Annotated in this window: 19 protein-coding genes and 1 riboswitch; of the genes, 10 read left to right on the top strand and 9 right to left on the bottom strand. The window is 40.9% G+C overall.

The annotated features are described in order from the left end of the window. The first annotated feature begins 82 nt into the window (after positions 1-82). The 3 genes from ispD (at position 83) to metG (ending at position 3565) form a co-directional block, all read left to right on the top strand. The gene (gene ispD / locus DC083_RS05190) at positions 83-811 is read left to right on the top strand and encodes a 2-C-methyl-D-erythritol 4-phosphate cytidylyltransferase (RefSeq protein ID WP_109189179.1); all 729 of its coding nucleotides are present in this window, start codon (positions 83-85) and stop codon (positions 809-811) included. Beyond that, positions 808-1281 carry a 2-C-methyl-D-erythritol 2,4-cyclodiphosphate synthase gene (gene ispF / locus DC083_RS05185; protein ID WP_026878811.1) on the top strand — a complete coding sequence of 158 codons (474 nt, stop codon included), beginning with the start codon at positions 808-810 and terminating at the stop codon, positions 1279-1281. Before ispD ends, ispF begins: the two co-directional genes overlap by 4 nt. A 148-nt stretch (positions 1282-1429) precedes the next feature. After that, positions 1430-3565 carry a methionine--tRNA ligase gene (gene metG, locus DC083_RS05180; protein WP_109189178.1) on the top strand — a complete coding sequence of 712 codons (2136 nt, stop codon included), beginning with the start codon at positions 1430-1432 and terminating at the stop codon, positions 3563-3565. Positions 3566-3926: 361 nt separating this feature from the next. Here metG and mgtE read toward each other — a convergent pair whose 3' ends face one another. Further along, positions 3927-4928, bottom strand: coding sequence for a magnesium transporter (gene mgtE, locus DC083_RS05175; RefSeq protein WP_109189177.1), 1002 nt, complete (start codon positions 4926-4928; stop codon positions 3927-3929). Between the two features lie 186 nt (positions 4929-5114). Continuing rightward, a riboswitch (M-box (ykoK) riboswitch) is annotated at positions 5115-5323 on the bottom strand. 383 nt (positions 5324-5706) lie between these two features. On the opposite strand from mgtE, the gene DC083_RS05170 reads away from it, so the two are divergent. The 3 genes from DC083_RS05170 (at position 5707) to pepT (ending at position 10540) form a co-directional block, all read left to right on the top strand. Next, a complete protein-coding gene (locus tag DC083_RS05170) occupies positions 5707-7230 on the top strand; it encodes a helicase HerA-like domain-containing protein (protein WP_109189176.1) in 1524 nt (507 codons plus the stop codon). Positions 7231-7534: 304 nt separating this feature from the next. Then, complete coding sequence (locus DC083_RS05165; protein WP_109189175.1) at positions 7535-9112, top strand: AbgT family transporter; 1578 nt, start codon at positions 7535-7537, stop codon at positions 9110-9112. Positions 9113-9295: 183 nt separating this feature from the next. Next, entirely contained in the window at positions 9296-10540 is a 1245-nt protein-coding gene (gene pepT / locus DC083_RS05160) for a peptidase T (protein WP_189364593.1), read from the top strand. Between the two features lie 241 nt (positions 10541-10781). Here pepT and lplT read toward each other — a convergent pair whose 3' ends face one another. Together lplT and aas are read right to left on the bottom strand one after the other, a co-directional pair. Continuing rightward, on the bottom strand, positions 10782-12008 hold the full coding sequence (gene lplT, locus DC083_RS05155; RefSeq protein ID WP_109189173.1) for a lysophospholipid transporter LplT: 1227 nt from the start codon (positions 12006-12008) through the stop codon (positions 10782-10784). A gap of 24 nt (positions 12009-12032) precedes the next feature. Then, positions 12033-14333: a bifunctional acyl-ACP--phospholipid O-acyltransferase/long-chain-fatty-acid--ACP ligase gene (gene aas / locus DC083_RS05150; RefSeq protein WP_109189172.1), complete on the bottom strand. Its 2301-nt coding sequence runs from the start codon at positions 14331-14333 to the stop codon at positions 12033-12035. Positions 14334-14629: 296 nt separating this feature from the next. On the opposite strand from aas, the gene DC083_RS05145 reads away from it, so the two are divergent. Beyond that, positions 14630-15211, top strand: a complete 582-nt coding sequence (locus DC083_RS05145) for a TetR/AcrR family transcriptional regulator (protein WP_109189171.1) — start codon at positions 14630-14632, stop codon at positions 15209-15211. A gap of 389 nt (positions 15212-15600) precedes the next feature. Here DC083_RS05145 and DC083_RS05140 read toward each other — a convergent pair whose 3' ends face one another. The 3 genes from DC083_RS05140 to ygfZ form a co-directional block, all read right to left on the bottom strand. After that, positions 15601-15990 (bottom strand): RidA family protein, encoded by a 390-nt coding sequence (locus DC083_RS05140; RefSeq protein WP_026878804.1) that lies wholly within the window; start codon positions 15988-15990, stop codon positions 15601-15603. Between the two features lie 156 nt (positions 15991-16146). After that, positions 16147-17175: a 6-phosphofructokinase gene (locus DC083_RS05135; protein ID WP_109189170.1), complete on the bottom strand. Its 1029-nt coding sequence runs from the start codon at positions 17173-17175 to the stop codon at positions 16147-16149. A 159-nt stretch (positions 17176-17334) separates the two neighbouring features. Beyond that, positions 17335-18075, bottom strand: a complete 741-nt coding sequence (gene ygfZ, locus DC083_RS05130; RefSeq protein ID WP_189364591.1) for a CAF17-like 4Fe-4S cluster assembly/insertion protein YgfZ — start codon at positions 18073-18075, stop codon at positions 17335-17337. A 244-nt stretch (positions 18076-18319) separates the two neighbouring features. Here ygfZ and DC083_RS05125 point away from each other — a divergent pair, with 244 nt between their 5' ends. The 3 genes from DC083_RS05125 (at position 18320) to DC083_RS05115 (ending at position 21168) form a co-directional block, all read left to right on the top strand. Then, positions 18320-18979, top strand: a complete 660-nt coding sequence (locus DC083_RS05125) for a glutathione S-transferase family protein (protein ID WP_109189168.1) — start codon at positions 18320-18322, stop codon at positions 18977-18979. A 140-nt stretch (positions 18980-19119) separates the two neighbouring features. Beyond that, positions 19120-20193 (top strand): alanine racemase, encoded by a 1074-nt coding sequence (gene alr / locus DC083_RS05120; protein ID WP_109189167.1) that lies wholly within the window; start codon positions 19120-19122, stop codon positions 20191-20193. A 153-nt stretch (positions 20194-20346) separates the two neighbouring features. After that, on the top strand, positions 20347-21168 hold the full coding sequence (locus DC083_RS05115; RefSeq protein ID WP_109189166.1) for an outer membrane protein: 822 nt from the start codon (positions 20347-20349) through the stop codon (positions 21166-21168). Positions 21169-21259: 91 nt separating this feature from the next. Here the strand turns inward: DC083_RS05115 and DC083_RS05110 are convergent, their stop codons facing one another. The 3 genes from DC083_RS05110 to cyoE form a co-directional block, all read right to left on the bottom strand. Further along, positions 21260-22252, bottom strand: coding sequence for a dipeptidase (locus DC083_RS05110; protein WP_109189165.1), 993 nt, complete (start codon positions 22250-22252; stop codon positions 21260-21262). A gap of 93 nt (positions 22253-22345) precedes the next feature. Beyond that, positions 22346-23107, bottom strand: coding sequence for an SDR family NAD(P)-dependent oxidoreductase (locus DC083_RS05105; protein WP_109189164.1), 762 nt, complete (start codon positions 23105-23107; stop codon positions 22346-22348). Positions 23108-23396: 289 nt separating this feature from the next. After that, complete coding sequence (gene cyoE, locus DC083_RS05100; protein ID WP_229822486.1) at positions 23397-24278, bottom strand: heme o synthase; 882 nt, start codon at positions 24276-24278, stop codon at positions 23397-23399. Between the last annotated feature and the right edge of the window lie 59 nt (positions 24279-24337).

Genomic DNA, 24337 nt, shown 5'->3' with positions numbered 1-24337 from the left:
ATAGGGGATATTGTGAGATTGATAAAGAGAAATAAGGAGAGAAGTTAACGATGATCACTTTATATCAAGGTAGGAAGCATTAATGGTAGAGAAAGTAGCGATACCAGAAATTTATTTTGTCATCCCCGCGGCGGGAGTAGGAAGCCGAATGGGAGCAGATTGCCCTAAGCAATACTTAATGCTTGCCGGGAAGAGCGTGCTCTATCATACGCTCTCTCTCTTCTTATCGGTAGATGCCATTGCCGGCGGTGTAGTTGTACGGTCTCAGGGAGATCCAACACCGTTGCCACTTGAAAGTGAGCGATTATGGGAGACGATCGGTGGAGAAACTCGAACAGAGTCCGTTACAGCAGGGCTTCAGTATTTGGCTAATCGGTTATCGAAAGCAGGGAAGTCTCTCGATGATGTTTGGGTCTTAGTGCATGATGCGGCAAGACCTGGATTAAAATCTTCGGAATTAGCCCTCTTTTGCGATCATTTAGTATCAACACAACCAGAAGCAGGGTTGATTATGGCGATGCCGGCGCAGGATACAGTAAAGCGAGCGGATGAGACCGGAAGAGTTATCAGAACAGAGGATCGGTCGACCTTGTGGTTAGCGCAAACACCGCAAGCAGCAAAGCTAGGAGTGTTGTTGAACGCAAGTGAAAAAATATTAAGGGATGGCGTAAATGTCACAGATGAAGCCTCGATTTTGGAGTATAATGGCCTATTTCCCCAACTATATCGAGGTTATAGCCATAATTTAAAGATTACTTATCCCGAGGATCTTGAATTAATGCGCCTCTATTTTACAGCGAGAGAAGTATGAGGATAGGATTTGGATTTGATGTTCACACTTTTGAAGAGGGTGATCATTTGATGATTGGTGGGGTACGAATCCCCTTTCACAAAAAATTTAAAGCGCATTCTGACGGAGATGTTGTCTTACACGCTTTAACGGATGCGATTTTAGGTGCGGCAAAGGCGGGCGACATAGGGACATTATTCCCTGATACAGACCCCGCATTTAAAGGTGCGGATAGTCGAGTATTGCTAAAACAAGCCTATAAGTTGGTATTTGATAAAGGTTATCGAATTGGCAACATCGATATTACAGTACTCGCAGAGCGCCCTAAAATTTTGCCACATCGAGAAGCGATTGAGCAGATTATCGCCGGAGATTTAGCGATTTCAATGAATGATATCAACGTGAAAGCAACGACAATGGAAAAGATGGGGTTTGTCGGTCGAGAAGAGGGAATTGCCGCACAAGTCGCTGTATTATTAATAGAACGATAGCTTTTGATCGCTGAGCATCATTGATTGGCTCGGTTATGAATAGATTCAATAGAAGATTCAATAATAAATTAGTGCATAAGCACTCATTTTGCTAATGTGAGTATAGATCGTATCACACATTACACAGATAAATAGGAATTAGTAGAGTATGCAACAAAAGAGAGAGATTTTAGTGACAAATGCTTTGCCCTTTGCCAATGGTGATATCCATTTAGGGCATCTTTTAGGTTATACCCAAGCGGATATTTGGGTGCGCTTTCAGCGATTATTAGGGAATGATGTCTACTATATCTGTGCAGATGATACTCATGGTACACCGATTATGCTTAAAGCTGACGCTTTAGGCATTACGCCGGAAGAATTGATTGCGAAAGCGCATGCGGCACACTCTGCTGATTTTGATAGTTTCTATATCAACTTTGATAATTACTACACCACTCACTCAAAAGAGAATCAAGCTTTAGTAGAAGAGATCTATCTTGCACTTCAAGCGGAGAATCTCATTGAAACAAAGACGATTGAGCAATTCTATGATGAAACGCGGAAAATGTTCTTGCCTGATCGTTTTATTAAAGGTGAATGTCCGAAATGTCACGCAAAAGATCAGTATGGGGATAACTGCGAAGTGTGTGGTGCAACCTATCGCCCAACTGAGCTTATTAATCCATTCTCTGTAGTTACTGGTAAAACGCCGGTAATGCGTCCTTCAGAGCACTTCTTCTTTAAACTCTCAGATCCTCGTTGTGTGGCTTTCTTGCGTGAGTTCTTAGAAGATAAATCTCGCTTGCAACCTGAAGCTGCGAATAAAATGCGGGAATGGATTGGAGAAGAGGGAGATTGTAAGCTTTCTGATTGGGATATCTCTCGAGATGCACCCTATTTTGGTTTCCCTATTCCGAATGCCGAGAACAAATATTTCTATGTTTGGTTAGATGCTCCGATCGGCTATTTTGCTTCTTTCAAAAACTATTGCGATAAAACCGGTGGCATTGAGTTTGATCGTTTTGTCAAACGAGAAGCGGCAAAAGAGGCAGGAACAGAGATGGTACATTTTATCGGTAAAGATATTATGTACTTCCATACGCTCTTTTGGCCGGCAATGCTCAATTTTTCAGGTCATCGTGTACCCTCACAATATGCGATCAATGGTTTCTTAACGGTTGATGGTTCTAAAATGAGTAAATCTCGAGGGACTTTTATTACGGCAAATTCTTATATTAGTCAAAATTTAGATCCTGAATGGTTGCGTTACTATTTTGCCGCTAAATCAAGTGCAGCAATTGATGATTTTGATCTCAATTTAGAAGATTTTGTGAATCGTGTGAATGCTGATTTGATCGGTAAATATATCAATATCGCTTCTCGGACTAGCCGTTTTATTGCGAAAGAGTTTGAGAATACTTTAGGGGACATTGCACCAGAAACAGCAGAACTGATCGTGTCATTAAAAGAGCGCGCGCCCCGTATTCAAGCAGGTTTTGAGCAACGTAATTTTGCGGCAAGTTTGCGGGAAATTTCTCAAGCGTGTGATGCAGTGAATGAGCACTTTGACCAAATGAAACCTTGGGAAGTAGCAAAAGATGAGGGTAAGCGAGAATTACTTCAAAATCTCTGTACGGGCTATTTAGAGGCCTTTAGAATTTTGACACTTTATCTCAAGCCAGTGATTCCTGTGGTAGCGGCGCGGGTAGAATCATTCCTCAATATTGCACCGCTCTCTTATGCTGATTTAGAGCAAGGATTGAAAGCAGGGCATCAAGTGGAACCCTATACCCATTTGATGACACGTTTAAATCGTAAAGACCTCGATCTTTTAATCGAAGCGAATAAAGAGGCGTTGAGTACAGAGCGTAAAGATAGTGCGCAGTCTGCAAAATCCGATAAGGGAAAAGTGGAAAAGGTCAAAGCAGATAAAGAGAAATCGATTCAAGAGAAAGGCGCTCAAGCAGATGGAGACTATATTACAATCGATGATTTTGCGAAAGTTGATCTGCGTTTAGGGAAAGTCCTAGAGTGTGATTTCCTAGAGGGATCCGATAAATTACTCACTTTCCAAGTGGATTTAGGGGAGGCGCGTCCTCGGACAATCTTCTCAGGAATTCGTAAATTCTATGAAGATCCGGCAGCTCTCGTTGGAGCTTATGTGGTGGTTGTGGCGAATTTAGCGCCTCGTAAGATGCGTTTTGGGGTAAGTGAAGGAATGATCTTATCGGCTTCTACAGATGAATCATTGGCACTTTTAACGTCATTAGGTGAGTTAAAACCTGGCGCCAAAATCTCGTAAGATGTCAGAATGAGCGGCATCATAAGATAAAAAAATCCCAAAGCTTAATACTTTGGGATTTTACATATTGCAGTAAAAATACTACTGTAAAAAATATTATCGACTTGTTGTTATTATTATGAATGTCTAGGACTAAAAGGTGTAAGTAACAGAGAATTCTTTAAATATGTTATAGCCTGATAGGCTAGATGAGAATCTTAATATTACCTACGATTTTTACCCAATGATCGTGAAGAAGAGTTGTTTGGTGAAGATCGCTCTTCTTATGGAGAACACGATATCTATCATTGAGTAAAAATAAGGGTTACCTTTTCAGGTAGTATTTGATAGAGGTTAAACTGACCACTTTGTAGTGTAGGTCTTAACCTAACGTGATAAATGCACTTGCAATACCGAAGTAGATAAAGACACCGACAATATCACAAATAGAGGTGATAAGCGGTCCACTTGCTGTCGCAGGGTCCATTTTTAATTTACTGAAGATAAAGGGGAGTGAAAGGCCGATTAAGCTACCGATCATAACAACACCCACCATTGTTAAGGCTACAACAAAGGCAATTTCAGGGCCACCGCGGTAGATACCGATGAGTGAAACCGCAAGTGCCATAGTAAAGCCGAGTAGACCTGATACAAGGATCTCTTTACTGATCATCTTAAACCAGTCTTTCATGCGTACTTCCCCTAATGCCATTGCACGAATCACAAGTGTTGCAGACTGAGCACCGGCATTACCTCCACTATCGACGAGAAGTGGTAAGAAGAAGACAAGGGCAACATTACTTTCGATTAACTCTTCAAAAGTGGCAATTCCTGCACCTGAAAAGATATTCATAAAGACGAGAATAATCAACCAAGCAACCCGTTTACGATAGAGCAGGCCGATTGTCGCAGTGAGGATATTTTGACTATCGAAATCATCACTTTTAATCGATGCCATGCGATAGATATCTTCAGTACCCTCTTGTTCCATAACATCAAGCATTTGATCCATATGAACAACGCCGAGTAAATGTTGAGAGTAGTCTACGACAGGAATCGTCACGAGCTCAGTTTCTTGGAAGAGTTGTGCAACTTGCTCTTGGTCGATATCAGGAGATAAGGTTTTAACTTTAGTCTTCATGATCTCTTGGAGGGTTGCTTCCCCTTTCGCAGCTAAAAGCTCACGAATAGCGATAACGCCCACGAGTAATTTGTCATCATTTAAGACATAAATGTAGTGAATATCTTCCCGTTGATAGAGTGTCTTACGGAGATAGTCGATTGTTTGATCAACTGTATCTCTCATAGGAAGAGTGATGAAGTCATCTGACATCATAGACCCTGCGGTCTCAATGCCAAACTTTTGATTGCGGTCTTGTACCATTAGCTTAACTCCTATCTTTTATTTGCATAAATTATATTTTGTTAAGCGTAGCTGGGCGCCTCAGCCAACGCAGGTATCCATGAGCAAAGAGCGAATAGATGATCAGTCTATTTTGAGATCGAAAAAAACACCCAACCACAGCGTGAGGAGGGTGTTTATGCCATAAAGCGATCGGCTTTACCAGCGATCTCTCCTCTTTCGTACAGCTTTAGCACTATATGGCATGAAAGTGGCTTATAATCTACTCAATATATGATAGATAGATTGAAAATAAGACTTTCGGCTACATTAGATACTGCCTTAGCTCGACAGTTTCTGCTGACCCGTTGGTGTCTCTCGACGTTTCTGGGCAGTAGCTTGCCTCCATATAGGAGCCTCACCTAACGAGGATAGTTAATAAACTAGATTTACCATAAGATAGAACAAGTTTATTAACACAAAATAATTTGAGGCCGTAGTATCGCTTATAAATAGCGTATTATCAAGAATTAATTAGTATTGATATACATTTTTAGGTAATGCTTATTTTTAATATATTGTTTCTAAAAGACAAAATTTTATTGAAATGGATGATGAAAGGCTTAATAAGTAAGATCTTTTGTTAAAGTTCATTGTTTAGTGAAAACTTTCAAGAACTAATCAAAATTTATTATTAAATACAGTAAATTATCTCTTATTTACGCTTTATTTAGTACAATTCTCCTTTATTTATCAATGATAAATCGTAGTTATTAGTCAGTAATTAATTAATATGGAAATATCGGATAAGGAGATCATCATGAGTGGCTACCCTCTCTTAATTGCTAAAACGGCAGATCATCAAGAATTGAATTTGTTATCAAACTTAGCAAACCGTCATGGACTCATTACAGGGGCAACGGGAACAGGGAAGACTGTCACGCTACAAAAATTAGCAGAGAGTTTCTCTAAAATAGGTGTTCCTGTTTTTATGGCGGATGTTAAGGGGGATCTTTCTGGCATTGCCGCTGCAGGTGCTCTTAACCCGAAGTTGCAAGAGAGATTAGATGCAACCGGATATAATGATTGGGAACCTCATGATAATCCTGTGACCTTTTGGGATGTCTTTGCCGAAAAAGGACACCCAGTTAGAGCAACGGTATCTGATATGGGCCCATTGATTCTTGGGCAATTGATGGGATTAAATGAGGTTCAGCTCGGCATCTTAAATATTATTTTTAAAGTTGCTGATGACAATGGCTTACTCCTCATTGATTTTAAAGATCTTAAAGCGATGACGCGTTATGTGGCAGATAATGCAAAATCTTTACAAAAAGAGTACGGTAATATTGCTTCTGCATCGATTGGGGCAATTCAAAGAGGGCTTTTACAGCTAGAGATGGAGGGGGCAGAACGTTTTTTTGGGGAGCCTAATCTCAATATTTTTGATTTTATGCGTGAAAGTCAGGGTAGAGGGATGATTAATATTCTCTCTGCAGAGAAGTTATATCATCAACCTAAGCTCTATGCGATGTTCTTATTGTGGACGATGTCAGAGCTATTTGAATTATTGCCGGAAGTGGGCGATATGGATAAACCCAAAATCGTCTTCTTTTTTGATGAAGCACATTTACTTTTTAAGGATGCGCCGAAAGCATTACTCGATAAGATTGAACAGGTCGTTCGATTGATTCGTTCAAAAGGTGTTGGAATCTACTTTATTTCTCAAACCCCTTTAGATATTCCAGATAATATTTTAGGGCAGTTAGGCAACCGTATTCAGCATGCCTTGAGAGCCTTTACACCACGAGATCAAAAGGCTGTGAAAGCCGCTGCGCAAACGATGCGGGCTAACCCTGATTTTGATGCAGAAACAGCGATAGGCGAGCTCGGGACAGGGGAAGCATTGATCTCTTTCTTAGGAGGGAAAGGTGCTCCGAATATTGTTGAGCGCGCTTTTATTTTAGCGCCTGAATCAAGAATGGGAATATTAACCCCGGCAGAGATTAACGCGATTATTAATCAATCTTCGATCTATGGACGTTATGAGGAGATGGTTGATCGTGAATCTGCGTATGAGCTGCTTGAAAAAGCGGAATTAGAAGCGGCCAAAGAAGCAGAGATTGCCGCGACAGTAGAGACTCGAGCGGAGAATCATCCTGCAGAGAAGGTTCAACCTACAGATGGAGGGCTATTTGGTATGTTAAAAGCTTTCCTCTTTGGTTCAACGGGCCCAAGAGGCGGGAAGCAAGAAGGATTAGTGCAACAGACGAGTAAGCAATTGATGCGGCAATTAAGCAATGAAATCGTCCGTGGCACACTCGGTGGGAGAAGACGGCGATAAGCTAGGAGAGTGAGATCTCTAATAGTAGGTTGCATTTAAAGCACTATAAAAAACACTCTAAAAGTTTACCGCTTTTAGAGTGTTTTTTTATCTTATTGATTTTATATAAAATAATAAAGAGAGATTTTTAATAATCATTTGCTCTAGTAATCCTGAAGGCTATAGGGTATTTTTTAATACTGTATATATGGGTAGATGAGGAGATAGATTTATTTCAGGAGATATTTCTCTTTAAATAGAATTTTTCTCAGCTATTTTTTATAGGTTATTGAGCTAACACATAGTTTATGAAAAAGGATTTCGGATGGCAGACACAATTGAGCCTTTCAAGAAAAAGGGCTTTTTAAATACCGTAGAACGATTTGGAAATAAGATGCCTAGCGTCACAATGCTCTTTATTTATGCATTAGTGATCTGTTGGATACTCTCATTTTTACTCTCATTTATCGATTTTGATTACTACTTACCCTCACACGCTGAAGGCGTTGCACCCACGAAAATTGAGGTGATCAATCTCTTTACTTATGATCATATCGTCACTTTTATTATCTCGACGGTTAAAAACTTTATGAGCTTTCCTCCCCTTGGGATCACTATTGTCGCCACATTGGGAATTGGAATTGCTGAGCGTAGTGGGTTTATTAATACCGCACTTAAAAAGATGCTAGGCTTTATTTCGCCTCGCTTCTTAACACCGACGGTTGTCTTTGTGGCAATTGTGGCACATATTGTGTCCGATTCTGCTTATGTAGTATTAATGCCGGTAGCGGCTCTGATGTTCTATGCTAAAGGTCGTCATCCACTCGCCGGGATCGCTACTGCTTTTGCCGGACTTGCCGGAGGGTTTAGTGCTAGTTTTACACCCTCAAAGATCGATCCGATTATGCAGAGCTTTACGCAAGAAGCAGCTAGGATTGTCAATCCCACTTATGATGTTAACGTGTTGGCAAACTACTTTTTGAGTTTCGGCAGTACCTTTGGGGTTATTTTAGTCTGTTGGTATATCACCGAGAAGATCGTTGAGCCTTGGTTAAATAAGAATTGCCCTATGGATAAAACCCTCTCTGCCACAGAAACCGATGAATTATCCACTGTAACGGAACTCGATAAAAAGGGTTTCCGCTGGGCAGGATTTTCAGTGATTGCGATGATTGTCATTGTTGCGCTACTCCTCATTCCTGAAAGCTCGCCACTTCGTGCGCCGAATGGAAGTATGACAAGCTCGCAAGCGGGCATTATGCAGATGATCGTTCCATTGATCTTCCTCTTCTTTGCCGTGCCGGGCATTATCTTCGGCTTTATTACGAAGTCATTTACCTCAAGTAATGATGTCGTGAAAGCGATGGAAGAGATCACAAAATCACTCATTCCTTTTATTGTCTTTGCCTTTTTTGCGGCGCAGTTCCTCTACTCCTTTAATTTTTCCAATATCGGTAAATTGATCGCATTAGCGGGCGCTGATATGTTGACTACCTTGAAGATTCCGGCAGAACTTACGGTATTATTAGTGATTGCTTTAGTCGGGATTGTGAATATTCTGATTACTTCAGCGACTTCAAAATGGGCAATTATGGCACCGGTATTAGTACCGATGCTAATGGCGGTAGGGATCTCCCCTGAATTGACGCAAGCGGCCTTTAGAATCAGTGACTCTGCAGTAAATGTGAGTACGCCGATGTTCCCATTCTATCCGCTTATTATTATGTATTGTGCTCGTTACTATAGTAAAGCTGGCGTGGGTACGCTCTGTTCGATGATGTTGCCTTATACTGCGGGATTATTTATCGTTTTAACGGCGATGCTCTTTATTTTCTGGGGCTTGGATATTCCACTAGGTTTTGAGAGTAGTTATACCATTCCGGTACTCCACTCAACACCGTAGTTATCATCCTCATCATCATCGTCATCGGCTGAATATGTAAGTGATGAGCGATCTATTGAGAGTATCAATAGATGGCAAATGAAAGAGAGAATTAATTAGTAATACTTTGAAAACAAGAGATCATTATTGCCGAGTAACATTGTTAATACTCGGCAGATAATGGATCAACAAGAGGAATTTATAATGTCATTAGGTGAAGCGTTAACCACGCGATTTTTCCGTTATCTAGCCATTGAGAGCCAAAGCTGTGCCTCATCGCCCACCATTCCCTCTACTGAAAGTCAGTGGAATATGGTGAATGCATTAGCAACAGAATTAGAGCAGTATGGACTTGCGGATATTCATATTGATGAGCACGGTGTTTTGACCGCATTTCGTAAAGGGGAGCTTGAGAATGTTCCGACAATGGGGTTTATTACCCACGTGGATACGGTTGATGTGGGATTGTCGCCAGATATTCATCCTCAGCGGTTACATTATAACGGTGAAGATCTCTGTTTAAATAGACAAGAGAATATCTGGTTTAAGCGGGAAGAACATCCTGAAGCAGAGCGTTATATTGGTGAAGAGATTATCTTCAGTGACGGCACAAGTGTATTGGGCGCTGATAATAAAGCGGCGGTAACGGTTGTGATGGAGCTATTATCGCGCTTATCACAAGGAGAGTGTGCGCCGATGGGGGATCTCTATGTGGCTTTTGTTCCTGATGAAGAGATTGGTCTGCGGGGGGCAAAAGTGATGGATTTAGATCGATTTAAGGTGGATTTTGCGTATACGATCGACTGCTGTGAAGAGGGGGAGATTGTATATGAAACCTTTAATGCCGGATCGGTGGCAATTACTATTACCGGAGTGACAGCACATCCTATGTCTGCTAAAAATGTGTTAGTCAATCCGCTTCGAGTCGCACAAGATCTAATGGGCTGTTTTGATCCTTTAGATACACCGGAGCACACTGAGGGGCGGGAGGGATATTTTTGGTTGACTTCCTTAAATGGTAATGCGAATGAAGCCGTATTACGTATCAATATTCGTGATTTTGATAAAACAAGTTATGCTGCACGTAAAGCGTATATTGAGTCGGCAGTAGCGATGATTCAAGCGCGTCATCCTCGCGCGAATATTGTGTGTGAAATCACCGATGTCTATAGCAATATTCAAGATTCAATGGGTACTGATCAGACAGCACTAGATGCCTTATTTGCTACTTTTGATGCCTTAGATATTCCTAAAAATGTGATCCCGATGCGGGGTGGAACGGATGGTTCTGCGCTCTCAAAACGGGGGATCTTTACGCCTAACTATTTTACCGGCGCATTGAACTTCCATTCACGTTTTGAGTTTCTGCCGATTAGCGCTTTTGAAAAGAGCTATCAAGTGACGGAAAGACTCTGTGCAATGGTCGCTACTTATCCAAAGGCGGTTTAGTTGTTGTTTAAGTATTGAACCAAGTATTGAATGATTGGCTGATGAAGCGTGAGGAATTAACCAATAATCATTATCCCAAGTTGTGGGGATTAATCCCCAATTTCTGTGGATAACTTTCGGGATAACGGTTGTGTAAAATTGGCAAAACTTGCAAAGCATAGAAAAACCCTGAGAAGAGCAGGGTTTTGTTTTTTGGCTAAAAAGTAGACAGTATTGGCTTGTTGTTCAACGCCTCTCTTTTTTAGATGGCCTCTTGGGCAAAAATCTGATGGCAATAGGCTTCATAGAAGAGTGCGATAATGGCCGCTAAAAAGAGTCCACCGAAAATAATCATTAAGGTCAATACGGAGAAGAATCCGAAGCTAGTAAGAAGCCCAAAGATAGCGATGGAGCTGAGCATAAAGATATTCTCAATCAAATTCTGAATGGCAATGGCACTACCAACACTTTGAAATAATCCCCCTCGGGTTTGAAGTAGGGCGTTGAGGGGAATCATAAAGCAGCCGCCAAAAGCGCCTATTAATAGCAGAGTGATATAGGTGAGGTAGGGATTATTTTGTAGTACAAAGAGTACAATGGTTAAGCTCATTCCAATTCCGGCCCAAAGGCTAATGCGCGTTCTCTCAGGTTTAATGACAAGGGCGGCAAATGCTGCACCAATAATAACACCTAATCCGACCACCACACTCATTTGTGAGACCATTTCTGTCCCCTCGCCAAGCACATCCCGCACCCAATCATTGAGCAGTAATTTAAGGGTTGCAACGCCGGCCCAAAAGAGACTTGTGCCGATAATGGCAAATCGTGCTTTTTGATCTCGAAATAGACGAAGAAAAGCGAGCATAAATTGCTGGAAGATCAGTTGTGGTTTTAATGATGGGCCCATTTGGGGCGCGATTTTGGGCATATAGTAATTGAAGATCGCCGCCATAATGTAGGTCACAATGGTTAAAGCAACAGCATAGTAGAGATTCTGTTCCGCTAATAATCCGCCTAAAGCGGCACCGGAGAGAATCGCGATAATGGTGGAAGCTTCGATTAGACCATTGGCTTTAATCAGGAGTTTTTCGCTAACAAATTCACTCAACACCCCAAATTTTGCCGGCGAATAGACAGCAGCGCCGAATCCCACAATGGCATAACAGATAAAGGGATTAATCTCTAGAAAGAGCAGGAGAACGCCGAGCAGCTTAATGCCATTGCCTACCATTAAGACCTGAGATTTGGCAATATGATCGGCGATATAGCCGACAATGGGTGCTAGGAGAATATAGAAGAGGGCAAAGGTGCCTTGTAAAATATAGGTACTCTCTTTGCCATATAATCCTTGTTGCAGAATCTCTAGGAGCGCAAAGAAGAGCGCATTATCCGCAAATGCCGAGAAAAACTGGGCATTGAGAATGGTGATCATACCTCGATTAAAGAGTTTCTCCTTTGCCGAGGGGGGATGAAGATCAACGTGATTCATAGCTGTTTTTCCTTAAACGCACTGTTAGTTGTCTGTTTGAGATTTTGCTTGAGAATTTGCTCGAGTTGTTTTTGGGGAGATCGTAGCCGATTGTGATTTTTTCTCTTTTTTAGAGGATCGGCTCTCTCTCTTCGCCGCTTCTATCAAATGTTGCATACTATCTTCGGCAATCTGCTTCTCAATTTCATCGACTATGACGGCATCGGTAGTAATAAGGGCTTGGAGTGCTTGGTAGCTTACTTTTCCGGAACCTAATCTTGGAAGTTCTTGGATAAAACGAATATCACGACTAATGGCTAATTCAGGTAAACCTAACTCTTTTGCAGTTTGAACAAGCGCTTTGCGATCCGTATCCATTGGCGCTGTCGTATAGATTACAATGGCTTCCCCCTTACTCTGATCTTCGCGCGTCACAGCGGCGTGTTGATAATCAGGATAGGCTTCGCGGAAAATACGTTCGGCAGTTTCAAGAGAGACCATTTCCCCGGCAATTTTAGCAAAGCGTTTAGCGCGGCCAATCACCGTCAGAAAGCCCTCATCATCGATTTTGACAATATCACCGGTATCATACCAACCCCCATTTTGTGCTAGGCTCTCATTAGATACAACGCCAGGCGCTTGGTAATGTAGATAGCCTTTCATCACATTATTGCCTTTGACGAGTAGTTTGCCCCCTTCGTCAATACCTTCAACCGTTTCTAATTTTGCTTCAATTCCCGGCAAGATCTTGCCGATGGTATTCTCTTTATAATCATTCGGGACATTAATGGTAATGACCGGTGCGCATTCTGTTGCGCCATAGCCTTCTAAAATGCGAATCCCAAATTTCTCTTGCCAACTCTCTTTAACGGTTTGATTAAGCTTTTCTGCGCCGGCAACCACGTAACGCAAGGAAGCGAGGTCAGCGGCTTTAGCATAGCGTGCATAATTTTGCAGAAAGGTAGAAGTCCCAAAGAAGACAGTGGCTTGTAGCTCGTAAATCATCTCAGGAATAACGCGGTAATGGAGCGGTGAGGGGTAGAGAAATGCTTTCGCACCTGAAATAATCGAGGTGAATAAGCCAGCTGTTAAGCCAAAGGCGTGAAATAGCGGGAGCACAACCATAAAAGTATCTTTGGCCGTAAAATCTGCAACAGTCCGAAGTTGCTCGACATTAGTCAGAAGCGAACGGTTAGTATGGACAACGCCTTTCGGCTTTCCTTCCGAACCCGAAGTAAAGAGAATAATCGCCTCGTCATCGGCAGAGACTTTTGGGAGATACTTCATTGGCCGGCGGCGACACCACCAAACCCAAAGCTTATCTCTGAGAGTGAGTGAGGATTTTAGATCTTCTAGGTAGATCCATTGAATATCGGGAAAATGTGCGACTAGGGCGTGAAGCTTTGCTTCTTGAATAAATTTCTTTGAAGTAATAATTGTTTTGAGATCGGCGGCTGTTACGGCTGCATCAACGCCCTCAATGCCGGCACTATAGTTAATGAGGGCTGACACACGATTAATGGCATTGAGCCCCAAGATCGTAATCGCTGCAGCATTCGTATTAGGTAATAGCACTCCCATTCTTTCTTGTTCTTGAGACGTTTTTTTGAAGAGACGAGAGAGCGCTAAAGAGGATTCTATGAGTTTTTGATAGCTCATAGGTTTACGGGTAATATCTTCGATACAGATCTTATCTTTACCAAAATCGGCGCGTGCTTGAACAATACTTGCAAAAAGAGAGGTCGGATTGAAAACATCAAGACGTGTATTCATAAGAATTTCCTGTGTGAGTTGGGCAAGATAGTGCCGAATTTGATGAGTTTTAAGTGCCGATGGAATAGTGATCTCAATCGGCGCTTGCATCGTGATCTTAATTTGAGGGAAAAGACGCTGTTTTACGAGGCCTTTAAGACGACTGAAATAGCTCTTTTCCGCGCCCTCTATATAGACGGGAATAAGCGGTTTCCCCGACTTATAGGCTGTAAAGGCCGCACCTTCATAGATTTTCATAAAACTACCGGTGAGTGTAATCCGACCTTCTGGAAAAATAACGATACTTCGTCCTTCTTTTGCGACCTGTATTAAGGTTTTGATCGACATTGGGTGTGTTGGATCGAGTGTTAAGTGCGGTACAAATTTTAGAGGCCATTTAAAATACCATCGATCAGCAATTAACCGATCAATGACAAATAGGGGGGTTTGAGGTAGAAAAAGTCCCAGTAGTATGCCATCTAAAAATGAAAGATGATTGCAGATGATAATACCTTGTTGGTCCTGGCTTTCAGGTGCAATATTTGTTTTAATTCGGTAAAAAAAGGTAAAAAATACACGAAGTAACCATTTCATCTTGAAGTTTTCCTATTGAGAATGATATGACTATATTATTAAGTATCTTATTGGATGATTGAAACAACTATTTATTAAGTATCTTCCATTAAGGTAAACAATAGTTAACTTCAGTAGGTTAATGTTTGTGAAATTATAAGTCAAGAAAAAAGTAATCAATTGTTAACTTTTTTGATATCCTTACTATTCTGTTTTTATAATGTGAAAGCGGAGGAATATCGTAAATGGTTTATATCTATATCTGATCACACAATTGTATAGTCGTTAACATTGATGAGCTTTTCGGGAGTATTTTTATGAAATTTAATTTTAGTGCTGAGGGGAGCAAATCCCGATATTTAGAAGCAAGTTTAACGCTATTTGCAGAACGTGGATATGATCTAGTTTCTGTACGAGATATTTCCCGTGAGGCGGGAACATCGGAGGCGGCCCTCTATAAACATTTTAAGAGTAAAGAGGAGATGGCGCTCTATCTTTTCCGGTTAATTCTCCGAACGTATACTGCAGAGATTCAAAAAATCGCTGGAAATAGCGAGAGAACCGCCATTGAACGATTGCAAGATATGCAACGTTATACCTATCAATTATATGCCGCTGAGCCGGAGAGTGTACGCTTTGCATTACTGTCGCAATATAAATTTTGGCCAACGGTGGAGGATGATCTTAAACCGCACTTTTGGATGCAAAGTGTCTTATCGGAAGGCATTATGATGGGGGAGATTACCTCGACGATTAGTCTATTGAGTTTAGTGTCGCTCTATACCGGTTTAGTATTAGAGCCTCTCATTCAATATCACTTCTTTAAAGAGGAACATGCTTCTTGGGAGGCCTTTACGGAAGAAGTGGCTTTAAGTATTCATAAATTGCTAGCAATTTAAATATCGGCAAAGCCTATAAAGATCTATAGAGACTTATATAGTAATATCAGTTTAAAATAAGTTGATTCAAATGCCGGTGAATCAGTTGCAAGAAGTAAGAAAACTGTTCTATCCGGCATCTTGCAACTGCTGTTTAGGGCGGCTTTATGTTCTTTTAAAGCTCCACAATAGCTGTTGAAAAACCATTTTTCTTAAACCAAATTCACTATAAAAAGCCCATCAAAAATAAATTAAAAAGCTGGTTAATTAAAAAGCTGGTTTGATACAGGATTCTCCTAGCTTCAAACCAGCTTTAATTATTTGCAAAATATTTTGATGTGATGAGATTAATAGTAGTAATGGTTACAATATTAATCTCATCTTTTAGAGTTTGCTTAATCTAGAGAAGATTAGTCTTCTTTACGGTAAGCAATTGCTTCGATTTCAACGAGAGCACCCATTGGCAATGCCCCTACTTCAAAGCAAGAGCGCGCAGGTGCATTTTCTGTCCCGAAAAAGTCGGTATAAACTTCATTAAAATCAGCAAAATCATTGATATCATCAAGATAACAAGTGACTTTTAAAACAGTTGAAAGATCTGCATCGGCAGCCTGTAGAATTGCTTTGAGATTCTCGAGTGCTTGAGCTGCTTGCTCTTTAATGCCACCTTCAGGAAACTTCATCGTTTCAGGATTTAATGGTAATTGGCCGGATGTGAAGACAAGGTTACCTAATGCATTACCTTGTGAATAAGGGCCTACCGCTGCAGGCGCATGATCGGTATTAATAATTTTCTTCATAATACTCTCTCTTAATTACCTTCTGATACATTTCAAATAAACAAGAATAGGATGGTATCAGTTTTTCCCATAACATCCTAGTTTTTCCCTATGAGTTTCTTTGATCAATAGACCTAAATCAATAGAGATAAATTAATAGGGAACCCCTAATTTGATTTAGATGCCCATGCAGATATTAGTGGCTTTCATTGTCTCAATTAATGGATGATCAACGGGTAGCAGACGAGGATTACCGGCAACCTCTTCAATGGGAACCGGCACAAGAACACGACCTTGCTCTGCGACCATGACACCGAAGCGTCCTTCTTTGACGAACTCAATTGCTTTAGTACCACATTGGGTTGCAAAGATACGGTCAGTTGCCGTAGGGGATCCTCCTCGACTGACGTAGCCTAAGGTTGTCAGACGAGATTGCATGCCAGTTAATTCAGGAATACTATCAACGAGTTTAATCGCTTCTACATGTTTTTTCGGGGTTAAACCTAACCGATAATTCTCTTGTGAAATGGCGCCTTCCGCAACCACTAACAGTGCTGAACGACGATTACGAATATTTTCTCTGATATAAGAAACAATCGCTTCAAGCGAGTAGGGGATTTCAGGAATTAAACAGATATCGGCAGACCCAGCTAGTGCGGCACCGGCAGCTAACCAACCGGCATCTCGGCCCATGACTTCTAAAATCATCAAACGATGATGGGAATCTGCAGTAGTACGGAGGCGATCTAAGGCCATTGCAGAAACGTGTACTGCTGTATCGTAACCAAAGGTGACATCGGTATGGGCGATATCATTATCGATTGTTTTAGGCAGCGTAACGACAGGGACTCCTGCCTCATGCAGATAAGAAGCAAAACGCTGTGTACCATCGCCACCTAGGCAAATGAGAGCATCTAACCCTATTTCATGAAAGCTCTCAACACAAGCTTGAACCGCCTCTTCAGTATTACGTGCTCGACCACCTCCTCGTCCTGTTCCGAGAATAGTGCCGCCGATTCCTGCAATATCATAGACATCTTTGAATGTTAATTCGCTATGAGATTTTTCGGCAAGACCCACAAAACCATCATGAATACCGGTGACTTTCCATCCTTCTTTCAACGCAGAGAGGGTAATCCCCCGGAGTGCCGCATTAAGACCTTGGCAATCGCCGCCGGCAGTTAATATTCCAATGTGTTTTGCCATAATTGACTCTCTCCTTCCTAAGACTATAGGTAAACTAGTTAATACTCTAGCGTAATCTACATCATCTTGATATGACTTGATGCAAATAATTTCATACTATTTTGTTGGCCAGTTATTCTACACTTTACTGCCTTCATGATGATTTCCATCATCACTACTCTACTCGCTACTTTCATCATTACTGTCAAGAGTATCTGTTTCATTTTCATCATGCCATATATGGCGTAATGTTACTGACACCTCTAGATGATCCATTAAAGTGAGTGGTTCATTCCGCTCAGAAAGTCTAAGGACAACAAGCGCCTTGTTCCCCTCAAAATAGACAATCTCTCCGGCATCTTTCTCTGCGGTTGTGATCAGCTTTCCGTTGATTGCGAGCGCATCTTGTGATGAGACTTCAATCAATGCTAATCGACGCTTGTGTTTTCCAAGATATTGCATACGTGCAACGATCTCTTGGCCGGTATAACACCCTTTTTTAAAGCTAATAGCTCCGAGAATATCAAGGCTTAACATCTGTGGTACATAAGCTTCACTATTACCCTCTGTAATCCAAGGAATGATCAGTTCAGAGGGTAAGGTTGTAAGATCTGATTCTGTGACATCTTCAATAGTTAGAGTCACTTTTGCTCTGAAAATAAAAATTTTGAGATATTGTGCGACTTTTTCAGCAAGCGCTGCGGGCAAAAGCAAATGAAAGCCATTATCTGTTTTGATTATCCAAAAGAGGGTAATGACTCGTCCTTGGCGATTACAGAGCGCGGCAAGTCCGGTGGTTCGCTCATCAGTTTGGCAAGGCACAATAAAGTTAAGATGGTGAATATCCGCTGTAATTTGCCCTTGTAAAAATGTGGCCGCATCTTGGCCCTCAACGCGTAATCGACTTAGGGAAATTGACATGAAACACCTCCGTAGTAAATCTGTCATCAATGAATGTGATATAGGTATGGATAAAATATAAATATACCTAAGTTAAATGCATGTAAGGTCAATATTTTTAAATAGATCTATTGGAAATGTAATAGAAGTTTGTATAATCGGCCTTATTGAGAACTTAATATGATAGACTAAATGAAGCTATTTACCTATCTTTGCGGTTTATTTTAATTAGAGTTATTCGACAACGATCGTTAGTGGAGAATGTATGAGTTATCAAGTTGTGGGTTATCCATTTTGTCCTTATGTGCAAAGAGTTTTAATTACTTTAAATGAGAAAGCAATTGATTTTGAATCAATTTGGCTTGATCCTCATGCGGATCTTCCTGAGTGGTTTCAAGAATGGTCTCCGCTTGGAAAAGTACCGGTGATGAAAGTCACAACAGGAGAAGTACTTTTTGAATCTATGGCGATTGTTGAGTATGTAGAAGAGCTCCATAAAGTCCCTTCTATCTATGCTAAATTACCGGCTAAGCGAGCTCTTCAACGGGCTTGGGCGGGCGTTGCAGGTGAGCTCTATGGTCCTCAGCATCTCTGTATGCGAGCAAAGAGTATGGAAGAGGTTGAGGCTCAAATGGCGGTCATGTATGACAAATTAGCGATCCTTGAGGCACGCTGTGGCCGTACCTACTTCAGTGGTGAAAGTATGACGGCGGTAGATGTTGTTTTAGCACCGTTTTTTATTCGTCAAGATGTACTTCTCTCATTAGGCGCTGAAGATTTATTGACGGATTTCCCAAAATTACAGGCGCTTAGCAATAAATTATTAACGCATCATGCGATTTTACAAATCATCGCAGGGGATTGGACAGCACAATTTATTGCACTACAGAAAGCAAATGGTGGTATCTTATTTCAGGATGCATAGAGTGCTATGAACTCTCAGTTGGGATTTGTGATATAAGATCTCCGATTTCTGATCGATTTTAATAATCCTTGAATGTTATTTATCATGGCTACTCTCTATGTCAATGGAGTTGACCGATAAGATAAAATAGATAGGTAATTATGAGACCGCTAATTGCATACTTCTCTGAAACTGCGCTACGTAATAATATTGCTGTTTTGAAGTCTAAATCCCCTGAGAGTCGTCATTGTGCAGTTGTGAAAGCGAATGCGTATGGTCATCGGGTAGAGAATCTATTACCTATCTTATCTCAATCGGTTGATTGTTTAGCTGTTGCGATGCGAGAAGAAGCCGATGCTATTCGGGCATTAGGTTGTCAATTGCCGATTCTATTATTAGAGGGGCTCTTTTCTCAAGCAGAATATGCCTCGGCAGCGCAAGCGGGTTATTGGATCACAATTGGTAATTTGCATCAGTTAGAGATGCTTAAGGCGACAACGTTTTCAATGCCGATAGAAGTCTTTGTAAAAGTCGATACCGGTATGCATCGCTTAGGCTTTAAGCCTGAATTAGTTGAAAGTGTTTTAGCAGAGTTGACAGCGCTTCCCAATATTCAAAAAATCACTTTAATGACCCATTTTGCAACATCTGATGAACGGGATTCCCCGCTATTCTTACAGCAGATTGCAAATATGAAGCCATTAGAAACTCTTGGATATCCCCTCTCATTAGCAAACTCAGCAGCAATTTTAACCGCCTCCCATACTCATTATGATCTGGTCCGTATGGGAATTGCACTCTATGGCGTGTCACCCATTGATCATACCGTAGGTGCGGACTTTGGGCTTCAACCTTTACTTCGTTTGGAGTCTAAAATTATCCATTCTATGGAGATTCGAGTAGGGGAGAGTGTGGGTTATGGTGCAAAATTTATTGCACCAGAAACGATGCCAATAGGGGTGATTGCTTGTGGTTATGCTGATGGCTATCCCCGAGAAATTAGTGAAGATGCTTATGTTTTAGTGGGGGCATTTAAAGCGCCGATTATTGGGCGACCTGCGATGGATATGATGATGATTGATTTACGCAATATACCTCGTGAGTATTGGTCATCATCTGTCGAAATCTTTGGAGACAATTTACCTATTGAAGTAGTCGCCAATTGGGCGGGCACGATTCCTTATACTATCTTGACTCATATTGCTTCTCGAGTATATTTTGTAAAAGCAGTGTAGCTTACTTTACAATAGTTGATTAAAAATAGACAATATTGCGATTGATTGATAATTTTTATAAATTAATCAAATTAGTGCAAATGAATAGTATTACAATATCAAGAATATTCAGTTTATAATAGCGATCAACAATTTTATACAGGAAAGGTAATCATGAAAATCCGGGCCTTATTAGCCACAACGCTACTATTGGGGGCAGTTTCTAGCGCGGAGACTGGTATCACAAAGGGATTTTATGTCAATGCTGACATGATCAGCGCAAAGCAGAAAGCAAAAGATCTAGATGATTCTTTACAACCTAACTCGGGTGCTTTTAATATTCACAAAGATAGTAAAAGCTTTTTGACGGGATCTTTAGGGCTTGGTTATCAATTTAATGATCTTTTCCGCATAGGTGTGGAGTATGTACTTCCAAAGAAAGTTGAGTATAGTTCTTCACGGGGCAAAGACTTCAATTACCATAATGTGAAAGGACAGCGAGTAATGCTGAATGGTTACCTCTCTTATCCTGTGAATGAAACCATTGATGTGTATGCAACTGCAGGTATAGGATATGCGCGTTTGAAGTCATCTGGCTATCAAAATAGTGAGGCTTATACTTTTAATACAAGTACAAAAGGGAATTTTGCTTGGTCGTTAGGTGCGGGTATTTCGTTTAAACCTATAGAGAATACCTATATTGATCTAGGTGTTAGATATGTTGATATGGGAAAAGCTGATACAGGTATGAGCCGATTCGGAAAACAGAATCAAAAGCTTAAATCAAAAATTTCATCGACAGAATTCACATTAGGCGTTCGTTATATGCTTGGCGAGCTCTACACGGAAGATGAGTTCGATCATCAAGAAAATATCTATGCGGATCATGTTACACCTGAGCTCAAAGAGAGTTTTGAGCGTGCAAATCAAGGTCGGGAAGGGCTAGTGAGTTTTAAAGAATATCGTCAAATCATTGAAGATCATGCTGAAAAATAAGCATGAGATGAGTTTGTCTAGCTGATAGATGGCGTAAAACCGTTTTATATAGAGGATAAAACGGTTTTTATTATTGTGATAAAGAATTATTTTATTGAATGCGTAAACAGTAGTTTTCAAAGTTCCGGTGGGTGAAGTCTGCAATTTCGGTATTACTATAACGTTGTTGCAGCGCGGCAATAAGATTATTGTACATAGATGCATCTTCTAGCTGCTCAACTTTTGATTCAATGCCATCAAAATCAGAACCTAAACCGATATTTTTTTGTCCGCCTAAGGTCACAATGTGATCAATATGTTGAATAAGATTAGCAATAGTCGCTTTCCCGCCCTCTTTCACAAAAGCAGGACAGAAGACAATATGGATCATGGCGTTTCGTTCAATCATCGCCTTAATTTGTGCATCATCTAAATTTCTGCGATGGTTACAAATGACCTTACTATTGGAGTGACTTGCAATAGGATATTGGGCTAATTTCATAACATCCCAAAATCCGGATGGATGTAGGTGGGAGACATCGACAAATACTTGATGATGATTACACCATTCAACGATCTGTTTTCCAAAGCGACTTAAGCCAGCACCTCGAGCCTCAGCAACGCCATCGGCAGCTAGATTACCACTATTCCAAGTCAGCCCAATAGAGCGAACCCCTAATTGATAGAGGATGGTCAATTTGTGGAGATCATTACCAATGGGATCAACACCTTCAAGTGTTAAAATTGCGCCAATCTCACCTTCTTTTAATTCGCTTAACTCAGACCATTTTCGGATGAGTTTCATTTCAGGATGTTTAGCTAAAACTTCTGTATAGAAATAATGAATTTGATCTAATACTTCTTGAAATTGATTGTTTGATGGCATCGAAGGATAAACGAAGATGGCAAAGGCTTGTAGTTTTACATTGCCTATTTTTAATTTTTTGAGATTAATATCGAGAGATTCTCCATCGGTAAAAGAGAGCTTGCCCTTAGCTTCAGAGAGCTTCATCAACGCATCGCAATGGAGGTCAATAATGGGAAAGGATAAAGGGGTAGAATCCGTGACTGCATCGTATGATGCAGGTTTTATAGTCTGTGTCATGGTGAATAGCCGATAGAGGTATAAAAAGTATGCACGATTGAAAGCATCAACACTTCAAAACTGCACGATCGCATTAGTATGATGTATTGCCTATTATGAGGACGATTCAGATTGTTTTACGACTTTCAAGCCCGCAAAGGTTTGCATTGTCGGCATAATTTCAATACGGTTCACATTGAGATGCTTAGGTTGTGTCGTGAGCCAGTAGAGAATATCTGCAATCTCTTTTCCGGTAACGGCATCGACATCGGCATAAACGGCTTCGGCTTTCGCATCATCGCCTTTAAAGCGGACATTAGAAAACTCCGTTTCGCCACAAAGCCCCGGTTCTACATTGGTAACTCGAATATTTTTCCCGACTAAATCTGCCCGTAAGTTAAGTGAAAAACTGGTGATAAAGGCTTTTGTAGGGCCATAGATATTTGAGCCATAGTAAGGATAAGTGCCGGCGGTAGAGCTGACATTAATAATGTAGCCATCATTACGTTCCACCATCTGCGGTAGGATTAGGTGAGTAATATAGCTTAAGCCGCGGATATTCACGTCGATCATCGTTTGCCAATCGGCAAAATCTGCCTCAAAAGCAGGGGAGAGATTGAGTGCTAAACCCGCATTATTGATTAGGACATCGATCTGGTCAAATGGTTCGGGGAGATTCTCAACTCCTTGTTTAATCGATGCTAAATCTTGCATATCTGCAGTCAAAGGGTAGAAATTGTCCCCTAGTTCTGTTTTTAATGCCATTAAACGATCATGCCGGCGAGCAAGACCAATGACGGTATGACCATGCTCGATAAATAGACGGGATGCCTCTAGCCCAAAGCCCGATGATGCACCGGTAATGAAGATATTCATACTCTCTCCTCTTTTATTATTGTGTTTCGATTTTATAAGTGCCTTTGTCTATTTAAATGTATTCAAAGCACGATTTTATCCTAGCACAAAATCATATCCATTATGGAGAATTCAAGATGAAGGAGAAGTGAATAAGAAATGAATAAGAATATTCCTTGGTAGATAGAGAGATGATGAATGGACCATTTAGAGCAGTGGTGAGTGAAAGCATCAGTAGGATAGCTTGTTGCTTTTATAATGAACTTTCTTGTAACGATCTTACTATTAACAATCTAATTAGAAGACTCGCTTAAAGCCAAAAGAGCATTCCTCGGTCAATCATACTGAAGAAGCAGAGCGCCATAATGACCCAAAGAGAATTCAAAAATTGCTCTCTACCCCAACCTTCTGTTGAGCGGCGAATCGGGGCAATAATGCTACCTAGCCAATAAACCATAATAATGATTGCCCCTATTTGCGGAATAATAAAATAAAAATTAGTAAAGATGAGCAACAATACAGCCACGAACATGATAAACGTATAGCCTAGCATCTGTTGTTGGACCCGATTACGAGTCATCAAAAGCGGTGGCATCGGAATATTCGCTTTTTGATAATCCTCTCGGCGATAGAGCGCAATGGCATAGGAGTGAATCACTTGCCATGAGGAGAAGATGACAAATAGATAGAGCATTGTGAAATCAAGTTGACTTGAAACGGCAACATACCCCACTAAAGGGGGGATTGCGCCCGAGATACTGCCAATTAAAATGCTATAAGGTGAATGGCGCTTGAAGATAAGAGAGTAGAGCAATACATAATCGATAAAGCCAATGAGGGCTAAATTACCCGCTATCAGATTTACCTTATAATAGAGTATGATAAATCCGAATAAACCACTTAAAATGGCTAAAATAGTGGCTTGAGAAAGTTTGATATCACCATTAATGAGCGGGCGATTTTGGGTGCGAGTCATCTTTTGATCAATATCTCGATCAATAATATTGTTGATAATCGTGGCAGAAGCGATCACCAAACTTAAGCCGAGCAGTGTCCAAAGTAGCAGTGCTACATCACTTGTATGAGTGAATGATAATCCTAAACAGAATCCGGCAATAACGGGGACAAGATTCCCAAGAATAATGCCATGTTTTATCAATTTTAAGTAAGGTTGCATCATGGGTTTTGCCACAACAAGTACCACTCCAAAGGACGATCAGTGAAAGATAGGAAAATCCCCTTAAGGTATTG

Origin of the sequence: Ignatzschineria ureiclastica (assembly GCF_003121845.1) — a bacterium.
Lineage (GTDB): Bacteria > Pseudomonadota > Gammaproteobacteria > Cardiobacteriales > Wohlfahrtiimonadaceae > Ignatzschineria > Ignatzschineria ureiclastica.
The sequence above is the reverse complement of the archived record's forward strand: the minus strand, read 5'-3'. Positions and strand labels throughout refer to the sequence as shown.

Coding starts and splice junctions, on each gene's coding strand:
- ispD (WP_109189179.1), top strand. CDS start 83: ATGGTAGAGAAAGTAGCGATACCAGAAATTTATTTTGTCATCCCCGCG.
- ispF (WP_026878811.1), top strand. CDS start 808: ATGAGGATAGGATTTGGATTTGATGTTCACACTTTTGAAGAGGGTGAT.
- metG (WP_109189178.1), top strand. CDS start 1,430: ATGCAACAAAAGAGAGAGATTTTAGTGACAAATGCTTTGCCCTTTGCC.
- mgtE (WP_109189177.1), bottom strand. CDS start 4,928: ATGGTACAAGACCGCAATCAAAAGTTTGGCATTGAGACCGCAGGGTCT.
- DC083_RS05170 (WP_109189176.1), top strand. CDS start 5,707: ATGAGTGGCTACCCTCTCTTAATTGCTAAAACGGCAGATCATCAAGAA.
- DC083_RS05165 (WP_109189175.1), top strand. CDS start 7,535: ATGGCAGACACAATTGAGCCTTTCAAGAAAAAGGGCTTTTTAAATACC.
- pepT (WP_189364593.1), top strand. CDS start 9,296: ATGTCATTAGGTGAAGCGTTAACCACGCGATTTTTCCGTTATCTAGCC.
- lplT (WP_109189173.1), bottom strand. CDS start 12,008: ATGAATCACGTTGATCTTCATCCCCCCTCGGCAAAGGAGAAACTCTTT.
- aas (WP_109189172.1), bottom strand. CDS start 14,333: ATGAAATGGTTACTTCGTGTATTTTTTACCTTTTTTTACCGAATTAAA.
- DC083_RS05145 (WP_109189171.1), top strand. CDS start 14,630: ATGAAATTTAATTTTAGTGCTGAGGGGAGCAAATCCCGATATTTAGAA.
- DC083_RS05140 (WP_026878804.1), bottom strand. CDS start 15,990: ATGAAGAAAATTATTAATACCGATCATGCGCCTGCAGCGGTAGGCCCT.
- DC083_RS05135 (WP_109189170.1), bottom strand. CDS start 17,175: ATGGCAAAACACATTGGAATATTAACTGCCGGCGGCGATTGCCAAGGT.
- ygfZ (WP_189364591.1), bottom strand. CDS start 18,075: ATGTCAATTTCCCTAAGTCGATTACGCGTTGAGGGCCAAGATGCGGCC.
- DC083_RS05125 (WP_109189168.1), top strand. CDS start 18,320: ATGAGTTATCAAGTTGTGGGTTATCCATTTTGTCCTTATGTGCAAAGA.
- alr (WP_109189167.1), top strand. CDS start 19,120: ATGAGACCGCTAATTGCATACTTCTCTGAAACTGCGCTACGTAATAAT.
- DC083_RS05115 (WP_109189166.1), top strand. CDS start 20,347: ATGAAAATCCGGGCCTTATTAGCCACAACGCTACTATTGGGGGCAGTT.
- DC083_RS05110 (WP_109189165.1), bottom strand. CDS start 22,252: ATGACACAGACTATAAAACCTGCATCATACGATGCAGTCACGGATTCT.
- DC083_RS05105 (WP_109189164.1), bottom strand. CDS start 23,107: ATGAATATCTTCATTACCGGTGCATCATCGGGCTTTGGGCTAGAGGCA.